Consider the following 15,509-nt stretch of genomic DNA (forward strand, 5'->3'; position numbering starts at 1 on the left):
GCCCTCGCCTGCCCAACGCAGCAAGCTAAGCGAGACAAGCCGGCCAGCAAGGTCAAATATCTCTACGGCTGGCGGAATTCGACGGTTGCGACCGGAGGAATTGTTGAAACGAGCGATTTCGATCATTGTGACGCTGGCCCTGCTGGCCTGGCTCGCCAGCGACTCGCGCTGGCGCATGGTCGGCGACGCCTTTGCCCGCATCACGCCCGGCACCTTCGCCGTGGCGACGATCGCGTTCTTCGCCACCTATGTCTTGCGTGCGCTGCGCGTCTGCGACGAGTTCCGCGACGAGGTGCATGGCCGCTTCGGCGCCTGCCTGCGCGTCATTCTGATCCACAATGCGATGATCAACGTCGTGCCCTTTCGCGGCGGCGAGACGGCCTTTCCCCTGCTCCTGCGCCAGGTCTTCGGCATACCGATCATGCGCGCCAGCGCCTCACTGCTGTGGTTCAGACTGCAGGACGCTTTCGTCGTCGGCGTGCTCGCCCTGGCGGTGTGGCCGGGCCTGCATCCGGCGATTAGGATTGCGGGCGGGGCCGTCTTGATCGTCGCCGCCTGGTACCTGCCGCGCTGGGCGCGTGCACCGCATGACTGGGCCGGCCGCGGCAAGATCGTGGCGAAGCTCGGCAAGCTCCGAGATGTGTTCACCGAAGCAACCGGACGCTCGCGCTATGGCTGGTGGTGGACGATCGCGAACTGGTCGCTGAAGCTCACTGTGCAGGGATGGTTGTTGGCAATGCTGCTGGGGACATCCTTTTCGACCGCCTTTCCAGGCGTCGTTGGGGCCGAAGGAGCCGCCATACTGCCGGTGCAAGGCGTCGCCGGCTTCGGCACCTATGAAGCGGGAGCAGCGGCGGCGCTGCTCACCTCCGGAATCACGATGAAGAATGGCTTGCAGGCGGCGCTGGCGCTGCACCTGTTCATCTTCTGCTCGGCAATCGCCACGGGTGCGATCGCCTGGCTGTTTCCCTCGAAATCGACGCTGCCGGGAAATCCGGCTGTCGGACCTGCAAGGAAGCCATCCCAATGAACGTATTGCCCATCCCTGCTTCGGGACTGCCTGACGGCGCGGTAATGCCGAACCATACGCTGTCCATCGTCGTCCCCATGTACAACGAGGCCGAAAACGTCGAGCCGCTGCTGGCACGGATCCACCAGGCGATGGAACGCTACGACCAGCCCTGGGAGGTCGTGCTGGTCGATGACGGCAGCACCGACGCGACGGTGAGCGAGATCAGGCGCCTTGCAGCGCATTACGGCTCGCATGTGCATGCGGTCGAACTGGTGCGCAACTACAAGCAGACCGCCGCGATGCAGGCCGGCATCGACGCGGCGCGCGGCGACGTCATCGCCACGATCGACGGCGACCTGCAAAATGATCCCTACGACATCCCCCGCATGGTCTATCGCCTGCTGAGCGAGGATCTCGACCTGGTGGTCGGCTGGCGTAAGGACCGCCAGGAAGGTTTTTTCATGCGCAGGCTGCCCTCGCGCATCGCCAACGCGCTGATCGCGCGCGTCACCGGCGTGCGCCTCAAGGATTATGGCTGCAGCCTCAAGGTCTATCGCGGCAACGTCATCCGCAGCGTCAAGCTCTATGGCGAGATGCACCGCTTCATCCCGGCATGGCTGGCCACGGTGACGACCCCCAGACGCATCGCGCAGGAGGTGGTGACGCACCATGCCCGCATCCACGGCCAGTCCAAATACGGCATTTCGCGCACCTTCAGGGTCGTGCTCGATCTGGTGTTCATGTACTTCTTCATGCGCTATCGCACACGGCCGGGACATTTCTTCGGCGGCATCGGCATCGTGCTTGGCGCGCTGGGTTCGCTGATCCTTGCCTACCTGCTTTGCCTGAAGCTGTTTTTCGCCGAAGACATCGGAACACGCCCGATGCTGTTCACCGGCTTCTTCATGCTCATCGCCGGGGTGCAGATGGTGACGTCGGGCGTGCTGGCGGAAATGCTGGCACGCGTCTATCACGAGGCGAACGGAGCATCGGCCTATGTCGCGCGGCCACGGCCGCCGGGCGGCGACAATGACGGCTGGCACGCCCCGGGCCGAGCATCGTGACCTGATCGGAATGCCACGGAGGTCCGCGCCTAACGAACGCATGGCGGTTGGAGGGCAAGAGGCAAAGCGCAACGTCTGCGCAAACCTCCCGCCCTCCACTCGCGCCCCCCGGCAAAGACCCGGCAGCAGTCAAATCGGCCGCGCTTCAGGTCTGATGGCTTAGTAACGCGAACGGCAGCTGGCGCGCTGGCCGAAACCGCTCGGACCACATATCCAGGGCGAATGACCCAGGAGCGGGCCGCCATTGCCCAGACTGTAGGAGACCTTCACCGTCGCCGGCCTGCCGACCCGCTGCGGCCGCACGAAGGCCGCATAGGCCTCCTCCCTCGTACGCGTCACGTTGGTCATCTTGGTGAGCGGTTTGCGGTTGATCAGATGCAGCCGCTTGTCCTTGGCGTAGTGCACCCTCTGGCCAAGCGAATGAACCACGGGCTTGGTGCCGATCGAGCTCGTCTTGGTGGCATCCATGCTTTGGCAACCGGACATCATCGAGATCAATGCAACCGCGGCAAATGCACAGGCATGTTTCTTGCCGAGCCTTGCCCCTCTTTCCATTATTTTGTTCATCGCTATCCCTGCCATGAAATACAAGTCGCTGGAGCGCGGAGATATATTGCTCTTATTTGCTTTCCGCACCACGCGAGTGACCCATCGCCACTCACATCATGGGCTGTATATTAGGGGAGACTTATTAAATATCATGCAAACGATATGATGAGCGCGGTCTTTCGGCACTCGACCGGATATTATTAAAATTTGACCTTTTGGGCTCGTGCCTGGTCCTGCCACAGCTTGCCGGCCGGCTATCAAGGCAAATGCGGTTCAGGGGAGTTGTTTGCGCACGGACGCCTGTCGGCGTCAGCGTGGCGGATTCCAGGCGGGGTCAAGATGGAATGTGCGGGTTCCGCTCCCGCCGCGCCCGGCTCCGGAAACCGGGTAGGCCACGCTGACGATGCGCATACCGCCTGCCCCCTGCTGGAGCCCATATATGCCTTCCAGGCCGCGGTCACAGAACGCGGCGCCCGGGACGAAGAGCGCAACGCCAGCGAGCGAGGCCTGCAAGGTGAGTTTCGCGGCATTGCAACGCAACGAAATTTTGTTCTCCACGAGGTGCCTGGTGATGATCACGACCACAAGCAATCCGTAGACGAACGCATTGAAGGCAGCGAACCAGTAGAAGCCGGTGGCGTCCGAGGCGCGGTCTACAAGAAGGACCGGCAGCGAAGCTCCCATTGCAAGCACCACATAGGGAACAATAACGCGGGCAGGCAGCAGGTTTTTCGGGCCGCTGCCCTTGGGGGTAACGCGAAAATCGACGAACGACTTGGTCAGATAATCGCGGATCGACGACAGCGTGCCCGCCAGCACCCACGGCCAACGAGCGAAGAATGAGAACAACATTCCCTCCCAACTGATCGTCTTGGCGGTCAGTGGGCGCGACAGCCCGAAGGACTTCAACAGCATCACCAGCACAATCAGCGAAATCGAGTTCGGCGCATAGTATAGAAGGAAGTCAATATACGTCACATTGGCGAAATTCTGACCCGTAATAAGTGCGTATATCGGCATGATGTACATGAGAAGCGAAAATACGGCGAAAAGCGGATACCAGAGCTGGCGGAACAGGAACTGGAATTTCAGCCGTGGCGATACCTTGGAAAGGTATATGGGCGAGTATTCGAGCATGATCGTCATCAGGCTCCGCGACCACTGGAACTCTTGCGTGACAAGATCGGCAAAGGTTTGCGGGCCGTCGCCATGGGCAATGGCGTCTATGGCATGCACACCGCGCCAACCAGCCGCAATGAACAGCATGGACGTCGAGTGATCTTCGGCCAGTTCCGGGCCAAGGCCGCCGACCTGCTTGAGCGCTGCGGTTCTCACGGCATAGTGCGAGCCGATGCAGAGCGGCGTTCCGTCGCCCGTGTGGCCGGACTGCAAAGGTCCGTGGAACATCCCTTCCGGGAACAGCCGGCCGCGTGCCGACCAGCTTTCAGCGGCATTGTTGTCGCATATGCTCGGCGCCGATACATAGCCAACCGCCGGGTCGGCAAAGGCAACCAGGATTTCCCTGAGATAGGTTGGTGTCGGGACGTGGTCCGCGTCCATCTGAGCGACGAAGTGATAGCGTTCATAACCATAGTGGTCGTAGAAGAAGGCCAGGTTTCCCTCTTTGCAGCGCGTCCGGCGGGGCCACACCTTGCGGTGATAATCTTCCCGCCCGCGCCGCGTCGAAATCATGACGTTATGGGCATCGCACCAGGCAATCGTTTCCTCGGACGGGTCCTCGTCGGCCAGCCAGGTATCATGCGGACAGTCCTGCGCCAGCATTGCCTCGAGGGTTCGCGCAACCACGGAAAACGGCTCTGACGGAGCCTTGGTCACCACCATCGCGACACGCGAATGCTTCGGGATCGTGTGAAGCCTGGACGGCTTTTTCATCGCATGCACGTTCAAGAGAAAATACATCGGCATGAATGTCAGCCATACGAGCGTCAATGTCGCCAGCATGTATGGGATAACGTGTTCGATGTGCCCGGGCTGCAGCCACCAGAACCAGAAAAATCCGAACGTTACCGACCAGCAGGCAAGTCCTAGCTTCCAGATCCGCTTCTGGGCGGCCGACAGCACGGGCACCAGAAAAGGAGGCTTCTCCGCCGCCTTGCCCGGAGCTGCCCCACGCCCCCGTTTCGGCATGGTCTTACTGCCGATGATCCCCACGTCCGCGGAAACACTCATACACTTTACTGCCGCCACCCGAGCATCAGCCAAACGACGGCCGATGAGCCTAACCCAGCAGCAGAATCCGCTCAGGCATCCTTAGAGTCAACTAAATTAGTTATTTCTTAACTACGGTTCTTCAGAACTGGTTAAGGATAGTCCGGTGGAACAGTTTCCACCGACCAGCACGTGAACGATGAGCCGCAAATTTTTCAGCGCTGGAGAATTCGCCGATGGGCCAAAGCTGTCCGGCAAGGATCGAACTTTGAGAGCAGCGTTAACCATGTCGCGCGCACATGGTTAAGCAACCGTTAATTGCACTTGACTCTTGGTCGCGACCGGCTCTTAAATTAGCCAGGGATGATATATCGGGATATTGACGCGAATTTGTGAGTATCGCGGCGAACTTTCTCTCGAGCGCCCCCTGTATAGGGCCTTGAGAGATAATTTTTTGGGTGGCTCTGTGTCAGGTTTCGCACATCCGCCAACGGGTCGCTCCGAAATCCCGCAGATTCTGCCAAATAGAGCCGATCGGTTTTGGGTAATCGTGTCGATCAAGCATCGATGCGCACGGGCGAAGCCTTAACTTCCGCAAGAGGTTGGGGCCATGGGAGATCGACATGAAACACTCCACAGTAAAAGCACTTGCAATCGCGCTGGCATTGGGCGGAAGCGCCGCGTTCCCCACGGCAGGAGGCGCTGGCTCAGTAGCCGCGACGGACCCCGTCCAGACGAGCAGCGCCGCCTCGGCGTTCGGATCCTACGATCCCTACGGCGACTTCAGCGCCGACAAGAGCGCCAGCATCGAAGAGCTGTTCCTGCCCTGGGAAGACGTCGATCTGTCGACGCTGCCACTCGCCGACGCCTATGCGCTGCAGCGCGGCCGTTCGCTGCTGATCACGGTTGAGCCGTGGACCTGGTCCAAGGACTGGCGCATCACCCCGCCCGAATTGCGCGACGGCATTTTGAGCGGCAAATATGACGCCAACATGCAGGCGATCTGCGACCTGGTGGGACAGATGAAGAGCCCGGTGACCATTCGCTGGGCGCAGGAAATGGAAGACAAGAACGGCCGCTTCACCTGGGCCAACTGGGCTCCCAAGGACTGGATCTCCGCTTACAAGCGCGAAGTCGACATCTGCCGCAAGGCTGCCCCCGCAGCCAAGTACATGTGGTCGCCCAAAGGCGAAGAGGGTTTGGAAAAATACTACCCCGGCGACGACTATGTCGACGTCATCGGCCTGTCGGTGTTCGGTCTGCAGAAAAAAGATGATGACGAGACCGGCCGCGACCGCACCTTCGCTGAGCTGCTGAAGCCCGGCTATGACCGCGTTGCAGTGTTCAACAAGCCGATCATCGTTGCGGAACTCGGCTATGTCGGGAAGCAGGACTATGTCTCGAAATGGCAGGAAGATTCCCGCAAATCCTACGCGGAGTTCCCGGCGCTGACTTCGGTTGTCTACTTCAACCAGAAGGAAGTGTGGCCGTGGCTGGGTGGCTATGGTCTGCCCGACTGGAGGGTGACCCAGCACGTCCTGCCGTAGACGCATCGTGCTGATCGACCCCGACGCGATCGGGATCGACTTCCAATCTCCTTGTTTGATCGTGATCCATCCCGAACCAGCGGTTCGGGATGAGGATTGAGGCGTGGCGTAAATCAGTCTGTGGAGAAGTTTCGTGAAGCGGGTAGTGGGAAATTATCTTGGAGCGGCATTCGCCTGCTCCGTTCTTGTTCTTGCCTTCCAGGCTCCTGCGACAGCCAAGACGGCGATGAAAATCGCCGAGCAGGCTCAAGAGGCCACAGCGGTTCCTGACGAAGGCGTCTACCAGATCTATCAGAACCATTCGTGGCTGTGGGGCAAGAAGGGCGCCGGCTTCTTTGCCGTCAAGCAGAGACAGTTCGAGTCCTGGACCCACGACAAAGGCAAGTCGGGCTATGGCGACGGCATGTGGTTCATTCCCGGCGGCGGCAAGCTGTGCTGGCGTGCGCAATGGCACGGTTCCTGGGGCGTGAAGGGCTCGATGACCTGCTTCGAGCACCGCCAGGCTGGCAAAGTAATCTACCAGCGCAAGGCTCCGGATGGCGACTGGTATGTTTTCAAGAGATTGAAACACGGCGACTACGTCACCCGGAAACAGAACCGGATCAAGGCAAGACTGTAGGATCGAGTCATCCGCCACAAGCGGCTGGTCTACGCCTTGCGCTCCCAGCGGCGATCTGGCGTCTGTTGCCAGTAGGTGACGTCGTGGCCAGCGCTCTTCATCACCTTCCAGTGTCCTCGCGCCGCCTCGAGCTGGGCGGCATCGTGGCCATCGAACAGGAACACCGCGCGCTCGTAGCCGCCAAGGTCAGGCGGCACCGCGCCGTCGACCAGGAACCTTATCTTGGCGTCGTTGGGATTGCCGTCGCCGGTGGTCAACAGAATCGGCTGTTCGCCGGGATGAGCTTCACGATCGGTTGCGTGCGCCAGGAACGAATCGTCGCGGAAGGTCCAAAGATGCTGGTCGAGCGCATCGCGGCGTTCCTCGGTGCCTGTCTGCACCACGGCGCGCCAGCCACGGTCGACGCTGCGCTCCAGGAGGCCTGGCAGCGCATCCTCCAGCGTCGATTCGGTCAGGTGGTAGAACAGAACGTCGGCCATCGCTTCAGCCTATAGTGATCGAACCCGTTCACTGCTCATAGTTATCGCGCACCAGCCGGTCGAGCAGCCTGACGCCGAAACCGGAACCCCACGACTGGTTGATCTCGTTCGACGGCGCCCCCATCGCCGTGCCGGCTATGTCGAGATGAGCCCATGGCGTGTCCTTGACGAAGCGCTGCAGAAACTGCGCCGCGATGGTGGCGCCGCCAAAACGGCCGCCGATGTTCTTCATGTCGGCGTTCTTGGAATCGATCAGCTTGTCGTATTCGGCGCCGAGCGGCATGCGCCACAGCCGTTCCTGAGTCGCCTGCCCCGCCACCGACAATTTTTCGGCCAGTTCGTCATTGTTGGAAAACAGGCCGGCATAATGTTGGCCGAGCGCCACCATGATGGCGCCGGTCAGCGTCGCCAGATTGACCATGAATTTCGGCTGGAAGCGGTCGTTGCAGTACCACAACGCATCGGCCAGCACGAGGCGGCCCTCGGCGTCGGTATTGAGCACCTCGATGGTCTGGCCCGACATCGAAGTGACTATATCACCGGGACGCTGGGCATGACCGTCGACCGCATTTTCGACCAGTCCGATGATACCGACGACATTGGCTTTCGCCTTGCGGGCCGCCAGCGCATGCATCAGGCCGGTAACGGCGGCGGCACCGCCCATGTCGCCCTTCATATCCTCCATGCCCGAGGCCGGCTTTATGGAATTGCCGCCGGTGTCGAAAGTGACGCCCTTGCCGACGAAGGCGATCGGGCTGTCCTTCGGCTTGCCGCCGTTCCACTGCATGATCGCCATGCGGGCGCCGCGTGGCGAGCCTTGCGCGACACCGAGCAGCGAGCCCATGCCGAGCTTCTTCATTTCCTTCTCAGCCAATATCTCGACCTTGACGCCGAGTGCCTCGAGTTCCTTGGCGCGGGCAGCGAACTCGACCGGCCCAAGCACGTTTGCCGGTTCGTTGACGAGGTCGCGCGCCAGAAGGACGCCGTCGATCACCGCCTCGGCATCGGCGAAGGCCTTCTTCGCAGCGGCCGGATCGGCGGTATGGATGGTCACCTTGACCGGCTTCTTCGGCTCTGCCTTGCCGTCGTCCTTATCCTTCCTGGTCTTGTACTTGTCGAAGGAATAGCTGCGCAGGAGAATGCCCGCGGCAAGGCTTGCCGCGTCCTTCGCGCTCGGCGAGGCGCCGACCACATCGAGGACTACCGCTACCTCGGTCGCCTTGCGCAGCGACGCGGCAACGGTGCCGCCAAGCTTCAACCACGCATATTCGTCCAGTCCCGACACCTTGCCGGTGCCTATCGCCACCAGTCTGTCGAGCGACGCTCCCTGCGGGGCCAGAACTTCCACCGTGCTGGCGAACTTGCCGGTGAACTCAGCCACGGGAAAAGCCCGCTCCAGTGTCTTGCCGGGATCACTGGGCTTGGCGACGTCGCTCAGGCCGCCCTCATCCGCCGCGAGCACGAAGACCGTGCCCTTCTTGTTCACCCCGCTCTGGGACCCGGAAAATTTGGCGAAGGCGATCGACGGTCTTTGATTCATCATGTCCTGCTTTCAGGGAATGCGCGACTTTTGGGGAAGCGGTTCGAAACGATGCGCGACATTTGGTCGTTTTCCGGCATTTGGCAAGACTTTGCCGAATTGGCATCCCATATGACCTATGGAATCGATGACGATTCGTCGCGGCACGGCCCCGCTTTTTGCCGCAACTTGTTGTTAACCATCGATGTTCGCCCTTTCTTATCCATTCCCGCCGACACTCCGCCCAGCCGGGGGGCGTGATGTGGGACAGAACCCGGATAGACCATCTGATGAGCCAGTTGTGCAGGCGCTGCCGGACAGCTACCTTGTTCGGCGGCATGATGCCGTTCGAAAAAATCGAGAAAAGCCTTCATGAAGGTCGTTGAACGCTACATCATGCGCCGCGCTTTCGTGGTCTTCATGGCCGCTCTTGTGTGGACGCTGGCGATCGTATGGACGACGCAGGTGCTGGCAAAGATCGATCTGGTCACCGACAGCGGCCAATCGGCGCTGACCTTCTTCGAAGTCGCCGCCCTCATCCTTCCGTCCATCATCCCGATCGTAGTGCCTTTTGCGCTGGTGGTGGCGGTCGCACAGACACTCAGCGTCATGAATTCGGATTCCGAACTTGCCGTCGTCAACGCCGCGGGAGCCTCGCGCTGGACGATCGTGCGGCCGATCATGTTGCTGGCGCTCGCCGCAGCCGTTTTTTCCTTTGCCGTCGACAACGGCATCGATCCTTACGCACGGCAGAAGAACCGGGCCCTGGTGGCATCGTCACGCGCGGATCTGTTGTCGCTGATCATCCAGGAAGGTACCTTCCGCAAGATCGACGACGGGTTGTTCCTGCAGGTCGGCGAGCGCCTTCCCAACAATCGGCTGGGCGGCATTTTCGTCGCCGATTCGCGCGAAGAAGGCGTCAACCTCGTCTACTACGCCAAGACCGGCAGCATCATCGAACGCGGCGGTGAAAAGGTGCTGATGATGAATGACGGCGTCATCCATCGCAAAACGCTGACCGGCGATCTCTCCGTCATCCGCTTCACCTCCTATGCCTTCGACATGTCGGCCTTCATGGCGGCGGCTTCAGCGGTGACGCTCCTGCCCAAGGACCAGACGACGCAGTACCTGCTCAACCCGAGCGCCAACGACAAGTATTATCAGCAGAGCCCCTACGAATACCGGGCCGAAGTCAACCAGCGGTTCTCGGAATGGACCTATTCCATGGTTTTCGCGCTGATCGCGCTTGCGGTCGCCGGGGATGCGCGCTCGCACCGCGAGGCGCGCGTCAATCCGCTGATCACGGCGATCACGATATCGCTGTTCGTGCGTTGGCTGGGCTTTTTCGCCGCCAGCAAGGCGGATGAGATCCCGCAATATGCCTATATGGTCTATGGTGTGCCGATCGTGGCTTCCGCGGTGGCGATCTGGTTCATCGTCTCGAACCGGACACTGGAACTGCCCGTGACCTGGGCGGACTGGATGACAAACTTCGCCTCGCGCATCGCTGACAGCTGGAATGCTTTCAAATTGCGTTTGTCCAGGCGCGGCACATCAGGGCAAGGGGTCGGCTGATGGGCTGGACACTGGGCCGCTATTTCTTCTTCCGCTACGTGACGATCACCATCTGGTTCTTCATCGGCCTCCTGGCGCTGGTGTTCCTGATCGATTTCACCGAGCTGTCCGGCCGCACCACCGGCCTGCCCGGCTTCACCTACGGCACGGCGGTAGCCATTTCAGGCCTCCGCATGCCGATGATCATGCTGCAGACGGTGCCGTTCGTCGGTCTCTTCTCGGCGATGGCGACGCTGGTGTCGCTGAACCGGCGCTACGAGCTGGTCATCGCGCGTTCCGCCGGTGTTTCCGCCTGGCAGTTCCTCTTGCCCTGCTGTATCGGAGCCTTGCTGTTCGGCGTCCTGTCGGTTGGCGTCATCAATCCGCTCGCCGCGCACGCATTCTCCTGGTCCGAGCAGATCGAAACCCAGCTGCGTTCCGGCAAATCGAATACGGTCTCGGCCGATGCCGCGCCCTGGATCCGGCAGAAAACCAGTTCGGGGGACACCATCATCGGTGCGCGGGCCATCCTGAACCAGGGCCTGGAAATGGCCGATGTCGTATTCTTCATTCTCGACCCGCAAGGCAACATCGTCGAGCGCAAGGATGCTGCCCGTGCCTTCCTGCGCGACGGCTATTGGGAATTGCAGGACGTCAAGACGTTCCAGAACGGCACGATCCAGGCATCGGCAACCGATCGCGTACCGACCAATCTGAAGCCCGAATTCGTGCAAGAGCGGCTGGCGCGCCCGGAAACCATCCCCTTCTACGACCTGCCCGGAAAGATCGAGGTTGCCCGCTCCTTCGGCCTCAAGGCAAATGCCTTTGCCATGCAGTTTGATTCGCTCGTGGCGTTGCCGTTCCTTCTCGTCGCCATGACGCTGATCGCGGCAACGGTTTCAATGCGATTTGCTAGGATGGGGCAGTCGGCGACGATGATTCTGGGTGGCATCATCGCTGGCTTTCTGCTTTATGTCGTTTCGGTTCTGGTGAAGGCATTCGGCGTGGCGGGATTCGTGCCGACTGTCGTAGCCGCCTGGGTACCGGTCATGGTGGCTATGTTCTTCGGGGTGACTTTCCTGCTATACAAGGAAGACGGCTAGTGAGGGAGGCGTTTTTGCCCAGCAACAGGCAGGCCGGTTTGGCGCGCCTCTATGCGGCGACCGCCTTGGCGTGCGTGCTTGCCTACGCCGTTCCGGCACCGGCGCTTGCGCAGGACGTCGGCGACATGGCGACATCGGTTCCGTCCGGCTCGCAAATGCTGCTGGCGGCCGACACGCTGGTCTATAACAACGACAACCAGACCGTGACCGCCGTTGGCGGCGTGCAGATCGACTATGGTGGCAATCGCCTTGTCGCCCAGCGGGTCGAGTACAACCGCAACACCAAGCGAATGGTCGCAAGCGGTAACGTCGAAGTCATCAACAGCGACGGTACCAAGATCAATTCGCAGCATATCGACATCACCGATGACTTCGCCGACGGCTTCGTCAACGCGTTGCGGGTCGAAACCATCGACAAGGCCTATTTCGCCGCCGAAAGCGCCGAACGCATGGGCGGCGTGCTGACCACCTTCCACAATGGCGTCTACACCGCCTGCGAGCCGTGCGAGGATAAGCCGGACAAAGCGCCGACCTGGCGCGTCAAGGCCAAGAAGATCATCTGGAACGGCGAGAAGAAGACGGTTCGCTTCGAGAATGCGAATTTCGAGTTCTTCGGTTTTCCGCTTGCCTATCTGCCTGCATTCGAAATTGCCGACCCGACGGTGAAGCGCAAGAGCGGCTTCCTGATCCCGAGCATCATCTACAAGAGCGATCTCGGCGTCGGCGTGAAAGTCCCCTATTATCTTGCATTGGCGCCGACCTACGACCTGACCGTCACCGGCACCGGCTATACCAAGCAGGGTTTCCTCGGTGAGGCCGAGTGGCGTCAGCGCTTCAACAATGGCGAGTACAGCTTGAAGATCGCCGGGATACACCAGCAGAATCCCGACGCTTTCCTCGACACCACTGCCTTCCCCTCCAGCTCTGGCCACAACGTCAATTCGGGCAGCGCCGGCGATCCCAACAAATTCCGCGGCATGATGGGTACCCAGGGGCAGTTCGCCATCAACTCACGCTGGAACTTCGGCTGGGACGTGCTGCTGCAGACCGACAAGAATTTCTCGAACACCTACGGCATCGAAAAGTACAATAGCAGCGTCCACCAGTCGTCGGTCTACTTGACGGGTCTCAACGGCCGCAACTATTTCGACGTGCGCGCCATGCATTTCGATGTGCAGGAAGATACACCTGACGACAACGCCTCTGCGCGAAGCGGACAACAGCCCTGGGTGCTGCCGTCGCTCGACTACGCCTATATTCCTGATGCGTCGGTGGCCGGCGGCCAGCTATCGCTCAATGTCAACGCGCGTGTCATCCGCCGCGACGATGTCGATGAGACCTTCGTCGAGCCCTACAATGCCCTCACTCCCACGCAGCGCGTCCGCGGCATTGAAGGCGAATCGGGCCGTCTCACCGCCGAGGCCGAGTGGAAGCGGAGCTTCGTCACCGATGGCGGGCTGGTGCTGACGCCGTTGCTCGCGCTGCAGGGCGACGTCGACTACCTCAACGCGTCGTCGGCTTCGCTGGACGCGATCGACAGAATGGCGACGCATTTGGGCGAGCAGGACGACATGCGCTCGTCATTTGCCCGTTACATGGCAACCGCCGGGCTTGAGATGCGTTGGCCGGTGCTGTTTTCCATGGCCAGCGGGTCCAGCCATGTCATCGAACCGATGGCACAGGTCTTCATGCGTCCGAACGAGCAATATGTCGGCGGCCTCTCAGTGCCTAACGAAGACGCCCAAAGCATGGTCTTCGATGCGACCACCTTGTTCGAACGCGACAAGTTCTCCGGCTACGACCGCGTCGAAGGCGGTTCGCGCGCCAATGTCGGCTTCCGCTATTCCGGCTCCTACAACAATGGCTGGGGCACCAATGCCATTTTCGGCCAATCCTATCAGATTGGCGGCGAGAATTCGTTCGCCGCGCCGGATTTGGTGAATGTCGGCGCAAACTCCGGCCTCGACACGACCAAGTCCGACTATGTCGGCCTGTTCGGCATCAACAGCCCCAACGGCTTCGCGGCCTCGGTCAGCGGCCGTTTCGACGAACAGAGCTTCGAGATCCGCCGCGCCGAGGTGAAGGCCGCCTATTCCGGCCTGCCTGTGTCGCTGAGCGCCAAATACGCCTTCATCCAGGCCCAGCCGCTGTACGGCTTCACCACCGACCGCCACGAGGTCACGCTTGGTGCATCCACGCATCTGGCCGAAAACTGGCGCGTCTTCGGCACAGGAACCTACGACCTGCAGCAGAGCCTGCTGGTCAAGGATGGCGTCGGCTTCGCCTACAACGATTCCTGCTTCACTTATTTGATGACCTACTCGCAGTCGCGCGATCTGAACACCAGGGAGGTGTCGCAGACCATCGGCTTCAATCTGTCGTTCCGCACCCTCGGCGATTTCGGCTCGTCGACCAGTGCCGTCGACACGATCCAGTAACAATCGGCGACATCGTTTCGCCGCATAGGGCTGGCACGGATTTCGCGCACCTGGAAAGATCAAATTGGGCGGGACCGGGATAGAATTGGGATGCCAACGATGAGGAAATACCTCTTTTCAGCAGGTTTCGCGTTGCTCGTGGCGGCGACGTCCGTGTCGATCACCGTAATGGCGCCGCCGGCTTTCGCCAGCGAGATCAAATACGTCGTCAACGACATTCCTGTCACCACCGGCGACATCGCCCATCGCGCCGCTTTCCTGAAGCTGCAGCGCAAGAAGGGCGATGCCGGCCAGGAAATGATCGACCAGACGCTGCGTATGGCCGAGGCCAAGCGGCTTGGTATCCGCATCAGCGACGCCCAGGTCGATGCCGCGTACCAGCGCTTTGCCTCGAGCAACAAGATGCAGCTCAGCCAGCTCGACGGCGTCATGGAGAAGTCGGGCGTCACCAAGAGCCACTTCAAGGAATTCATCCGCGCCCAGATGGCCTGGAACCAGGCCTTGAGCGCGCGCTACCGTTCCGGCGACGGCACCGGCGCCGTCAGCGAACAGGATCTCGTCAGGAAGATGCTCGAAAAAGGCGGCGCCAAACCGAGCGCCACCGAATACATGCTGCAGCAGGTCATCTTCGTGGTGCCGGCGGCTGAACGCAGCGCGACGCTGGGCAAACGCAAGCGAGAGGCCGACGCCATGCGCGCCCGCTTCAACGGCTGCAACACGACGCGCGAATTCGCCAAGGGCCTGATCGACGTCACCGTTCGCGATCTGGGCCGGGTGCTGGCGCCGCAACTGCCGCCGGACTGGGCCGAGCAGATCAAAGCTACCAAAGTCGGCGGTGCCACCGTCACGCGCGAAACCGAACGCGGCGTCGAATTCATCGGCATCTGCTCGTCGCGCGAAGTGTCCGACGACAAGGTTGCCCAGATGGCGTTCCAGGCCGAAGGCTCCGGCGGCGACAAGGATGCCGACGCGCTCAGCAAGAAATATGTCGACGAGCTGAAGGCAAAAGCCCGCATCGTCAAGCGCTGACGTGGGCAACGCAGTGACTGCGCTCGCGTTGAGCGCCGGCGATCCGTCCGGCATTGGGCCGGAGATCGCCATCGCCGCCTTCATGGCGCGTGAAGCTGCCGCCCTGCCCCCCTTCTACCTGCTCGCCGATCCGGCGCTGATCGCCTCCCGGGCGCGCCTGCTCGGCCTCTCGCTGCCGATCGCCGAAGCCACCCCGGCACAAGCGGCGCAGGTCTTTGCCCGCGCCTTGCCGATCGTTCCGCTGGCTGCAGGCTGCATCGACAGCCCCGGCCAGCCGGATCCGGCCAATGCGGCCGCCACGATCGAGGCCATCGACCGCGCCGTCGCCGATTGCCTTGCCCGCGAAGCCTCGGCCGTGGTCACCTGCCCCATCGCCAAGAAGCCGCTCTACGATGCCGGCTTTCGCTTTCCCGGCCACACCGAATAT

The 15,509-nt window shown here is 61.2% G+C and carries 13 protein-coding genes; 9 read left to right on the forward strand and 4 right to left on the reverse strand.

The window, feature by feature from the left end; all coding sequences use genetic code 11:
- The first annotated feature begins 103 nt into the window (after positions 1–103).
- Together EN884_RS02150 and EN884_RS02155 are read left to right on the forward strand one after the other, a co-directional pair.
- Complete coding sequence (locus tag EN884_RS02150; protein ID WP_013532498.1) at positions 104–1,030, forward strand: lysylphosphatidylglycerol synthase transmembrane domain-containing protein; 927 nt, start codon at positions 104–106, stop codon at positions 1,028–1,030.
- A gap of 44 nt (positions 1,031–1,074) precedes the next feature.
- A complete protein-coding gene (locus EN884_RS02155) occupies positions 1,075–2,076 on the forward strand; it encodes a glycosyltransferase family 2 protein (RefSeq protein WP_244514345.1) in 1,002 nt (333 codons plus the stop codon).
- Between the two features lie 159 nt (positions 2,077–2,235).
- Here EN884_RS02155 and EN884_RS02160 read toward each other — a convergent pair whose 3' ends face one another.
- Both EN884_RS02160 and EN884_RS02165 read right to left on the reverse strand, forming a co-directional pair.
- Positions 2,236–2,643, reverse strand: coding sequence for a hypothetical protein (locus EN884_RS02160; RefSeq protein WP_013532500.1), 408 nt, complete (start codon positions 2,641–2,643; stop codon positions 2,236–2,238).
- Between the two features lie 291 nt (positions 2,644–2,934).
- Complete coding sequence (locus tag EN884_RS02165) at positions 2,935–4,815, reverse strand: cellulose synthase catalytic subunit (protein ID WP_013532501.1); 1,881 nt, start codon at positions 4,813–4,815, stop codon at positions 2,935–2,937.
- Positions 4,816–5,417: 602 nt separating this feature from the next.
- Between EN884_RS02165 and EN884_RS02170 the strand changes: the two genes are divergently transcribed.
- Positions 5,418–6,341, forward strand: a complete 924-nt coding sequence (locus EN884_RS02170) for a glycoside hydrolase family 26 protein (RefSeq protein WP_013532502.1) — start codon at positions 5,418–5,420, stop codon at positions 6,339–6,341.
- Between the two features lie 133 nt (positions 6,342–6,474).
- A complete protein-coding gene (locus EN884_RS02175; RefSeq protein WP_013532503.1) occupies positions 6,475–6,960 on the forward strand; it encodes a DUF995 domain-containing protein in 486 nt (161 codons plus the stop codon).
- A 29-nt stretch (positions 6,961–6,989) separates the two neighbouring features.
- On the opposite strand, the gene EN884_RS02180 is transcribed toward EN884_RS02175, so the two are convergent.
- Entirely contained in the window at positions 6,990–7,439 is a 450-nt protein-coding gene (locus EN884_RS02180; protein WP_013532504.1) for a DNA polymerase III subunit chi, read from the reverse strand.
- A 28-nt stretch (positions 7,440–7,467) separates the two neighbouring features.
- Positions 7,468–8,979: a leucyl aminopeptidase gene (locus tag EN884_RS02185; protein ID WP_013532505.1), complete on the reverse strand. Its 1,512-nt coding sequence runs from the start codon at positions 8,977–8,979 to the stop codon at positions 7,468–7,470.
- Positions 8,980–9,330: 351 nt separating this feature from the next.
- On the opposite strand from EN884_RS02185, the gene lptF reads away from it, so the two are divergent.
- From lptF to EN884_RS02210, 5 genes are all read left to right on the forward strand, one after another.
- A complete protein-coding gene (lptF, locus tag EN884_RS02190) occupies positions 9,331–10,533 on the forward strand; it encodes an LPS export ABC transporter permease LptF (RefSeq protein WP_013532506.1) in 1,203 nt (400 codons plus the stop codon).
- Positions 10,530–11,615, forward strand: coding sequence for an LPS export ABC transporter permease LptG (gene lptG / locus EN884_RS02195; protein WP_174299091.1), 1,086 nt, complete (start codon positions 10,530–10,532; stop codon positions 11,613–11,615). The genes lptF and lptG overlap by 4 nt, the downstream gene beginning before the upstream one ends.
- Complete coding sequence (locus EN884_RS02200; RefSeq protein WP_024504312.1) at positions 11,615–14,053, forward strand: LPS-assembly protein LptD; 2,439 nt, start codon at positions 11,615–11,617, stop codon at positions 14,051–14,053. Before lptG ends, EN884_RS02200 begins: the two co-directional genes overlap by 1 nt.
- Before the next feature lie 90 nt (positions 14,054–14,143).
- The gene (locus tag EN884_RS02205) at positions 14,144–15,082 is read left to right on the forward strand and encodes a peptidylprolyl isomerase (RefSeq protein ID WP_024504313.1); all 939 of its coding nucleotides are present in this window, start codon (positions 14,144–14,146) and stop codon (positions 15,080–15,082) included.
- A gap of 1 nt (position 15,083) precedes the next feature.
- On the forward strand, positions 15,084–15,509 hold a 426-nt coding region (locus EN884_RS02210; protein ID WP_206617550.1), incomplete at its 3' end, for a 4-hydroxythreonine-4-phosphate dehydrogenase PdxA.

The sequence above is a fragment of the Mesorhizobium sp. M7A.F.Ca.AU.001.01.1.1 genome, from assembly GCF_004022735.1.
GTDB lineage: Bacteria > Pseudomonadota > Alphaproteobacteria > Rhizobiales > Rhizobiaceae > Mesorhizobium > Mesorhizobium ciceri.

Bases quoted from the DNA above. Each gene is read 5' to 3' on its own strand.
- EN884_RS02185 (WP_013532505.1), bottom strand. From the start codon at position 8,979: ATGAATCAAAGACCGTCGATCGCCTTCGCCAAATTTTCCGGGTCCCAG.
- EN884_RS02205 (WP_024504313.1), top strand. From the start codon at position 14,144: ATGCCAACGATGAGGAAATACCTCTTTTCAGCAGGTTTCGCGTTGCTC.
- EN884_RS02165 (WP_013532501.1), bottom strand. From the start codon at position 4,815: ATGAGTGTTTCCGCGGACGTGGGGATCATCGGCAGTAAGACCATGCCG.
- lptF (WP_013532506.1), top strand. From the start codon at position 9,331: ATGAAGGTCGTTGAACGCTACATCATGCGCCGCGCTTTCGTGGTCTTC.
- EN884_RS02160 (WP_013532500.1), bottom strand. From the start codon at position 2,643: ATGAACAAAATAATGGAAAGAGGGGCAAGGCTCGGCAAGAAACATGCC.
- EN884_RS02170 (WP_013532502.1), top strand. From the start codon at position 5,418: ATGAAACACTCCACAGTAAAAGCACTTGCAATCGCGCTGGCATTGGGC.
- EN884_RS02155 (WP_244514345.1), top strand. From the start codon at position 1,075: ATGCCGAACCATACGCTGTCCATCGTCGTCCCCATGTACAACGAGGCC.
- EN884_RS02180 (WP_013532504.1), bottom strand. From the start codon at position 7,439: ATGGCCGACGTTCTGTTCTACCACCTGACCGAATCGACGCTGGAGGAT.